The sequence below is a fragment of the Arenibaculum sp. genome, from assembly GCF_035998295.1.
GTDB lineage: Bacteria > Pseudomonadota > Alphaproteobacteria > Azospirillales > Azospirillaceae > DASYHS01.
Map to the genome: position 1 here is coordinate 1 of NZ_DASYHS010000185.1, position 2,341 is coordinate 2,341.

General features: G+C 69.0%; 2 protein-coding genes. One reads left to right on the forward strand and one right to left on the reverse strand.

All coding sequences use genetic code 11. From position 1 onward, the window contains the following. Positions 1-1,753, forward strand: a 1,753-nt coding sequence (locus VGO20_RS18425) for a methyl-accepting chemotaxis protein (RefSeq protein ID WP_327503837.1), incomplete at its 5' end; no start/stop codon positions are given. Between the two features lie 107 nt (positions 1,754-1,860). Here the strand turns inward: VGO20_RS18425 and VGO20_RS18430 are convergent. Then, on the reverse strand, positions 1,861-2,341 hold a 481-nt coding region (locus VGO20_RS18430), incomplete at its 5' end, for a sigma-70 family RNA polymerase sigma factor (RefSeq protein WP_327503838.1).

Here is a 2,341-nt window from a genome sequence, read left to right on the forward strand (position 1 = left end):
CAAGATCCGCCAGCTGGACGCCGAAACCCCGGCGGATGAAGCGGCGCGGATCGGCGTGCTGTTGGCGGAGCGGTCCCAGCGTGCATCGGAACTGCTGTCCCAGCTCACGACCGCGCTCGACCCGATGATCAACACCGCGAATATCTCCATGGTGCTGGGCGGCGAGGATCTGAAGGACAATGCCCGTGACGGTCTCGACCAGCTGCTCAACCGGGACCTGGTCAGCTTCGGCACCTACCTCGAGCTGGCGGCTGCGGGCAACCTCGTCGGCGGCATCCTGAACCAGACCCCGACGGCCGAGAACGCCGCGAAGCTGCGCGAGTTGCGGCAGAAGTTCGATCCCGCCGCAGCGGGGCTGACCGAACTGCTGACCAAGCTGCCGGAGGGCCCGGAGGCGGAGTGGGTCGCCGAACTGGTGCGCAGCCTGATCGCGTTCGGAGAAGGTGGCGAGAGCCAGTTCGACCTGCGTGCCCAGGGCCTCCAGACGGAGGTCGAGGCTACGGGCCTGCTGGCGGCGAACCGGCAGCTTGCGGAGACGTTCGCCGGAAAGGTCGAGGCGCTCGTAGCGACGGCCCAGGCCGACATGGTGGAAGCGACGTCACAGGCCGAATCGGCACTCGATCAGGGCCGGCTTTGGCTCGGCGCGATGGCGCTGGGCAGCGTCATCGCCGCCGCGCTGATCGTCTGGCTGTATGTGGGGCGGGTCATCGCGGGACGCCTGGGGGCGCTTGCCGCCGCGATGCGCGCGATCGCCGCGGGCGACCTGTCGACCGCAATCCCGCGGACGGGCAGCGACGAGATCGCGGACATGGCCGACGCGCTCGCCGTGTTCCGCGACACCGCGCGCCAGGTCGAGGCCGCGAACGCACGTACGGAGGAGGAGAGGCTCAAGGCCGAGGCGGAGCGCCGGGCCGCGATCGAGGCGTTGGCGGACGCCTTCGAGCGTAGCGTGCTGGGCGTGGTCGAGGCGGTCGCGTCGCGCTCGGGAGAGATGCACTCGATCGTCGAGGGGATGGCCGGCTCGGCCGAGCAGACCCGCACCGAGGCGGCGGCGGCATCGGCGGCGGCCGACCAGACGACGGCCAGTGTGCAGACCGTCGCCTCGGCGGCGGAGGAGCTTTCGGCCTCGATCGAGGAGATCGGCGGGCAGGTCTCCGCCTCGACGGAGATCGCGCGTCAGGCGGCTGCCGAAGCCGAGAAGACGGACGGCACCGTCCGCAGCCTGGACGAGGCGGCGGCGAGGATCGGTGAGGTCGTCCAGCTCATCAACGACATCGCCGGGCAAACCAACCTGCTGGCGCTGAACGCCACGATCGAGGCGGCCCGGGCCGGCGAGGCCGGCAAGGGCTTCGCCGTCGTGGCTTCGGAGGTCAAGAACCTGGCCAACCAGACCGCCAAGGCAACCGAGGAGATCGCCGCCCAGATCGGCGCAATGCAGCGCGTCTCGGCCGAGGCGGTGGTGGCGATCCGCTCGATCGGCCGGACGATCAGCCGCATCAACGAGATCTCGGGGACCGTCGCGTCCGCGGTTTCGCACCAGGACCAGGCGACGCGGGAAATCGCCCGCAACGTGTCGCAGGCCGCCAACGGCACTACGCAGGTTTCGGGCTCGATCAGCCTCGTCGCCCACGCTGCCACCGAAACCGGCACGGCGGCACGCGAGGTCCTGTCGGCCACCGCGGAGATGACCGGGCAGGCCGCGCAGCTTCGGCGGGAGGTCGACCGTTTCCTGGCCGAGGTCAGGGCCAAGTAAGCACGTCCCCGGCCTTCCCGCCGGCGGTTGCTGGGCCGCCGCCGTCAGGTTGTGGCCGTCAGGCGGCCATCAGATTGTGGCCGTCAGGCGGCCATCAGGTTTGGCCGTCAGGCGGCCATCAGGTTATTGAGCCGCTCGCGCGCCCGGCACAGCCGCGAGCGGATCGTGCCGATGCTGACGTTGAGCCGCTCGGCCGCCTCCTGGTAGGGCCGGCCTTCGATCGCGACCAGCCGGACGACCTTGCGCTGGCATGGCGTCAGGCTGTCGAACGCCCGGTCGACGTCACGGAAGACGAGCCGGGAAAGCTGGGACGGTTCCACCGAAACGGCATGGTCCCACAGCTCGACTTTCGTGATGTGCTTGTCTCGCTGAAGATTGTTGAAGTGCAGGTTCTTAAGCATCGTGGTCAACCAGGCCTGCATGTTTGTACCTGGCTCGAACCGGTGCGACCGCGACAAGGCGCGAGCGAGGCAGTCCTGGGTAAGGTCTTCCGCGGCGGCGGCGTCGCGCGTCAACTTGCAGGCATAACGCTGCAGGTTCGGAATGCAGCTAACGAGTTCGGTATCGAAAGAATAGGTCATCGTACGC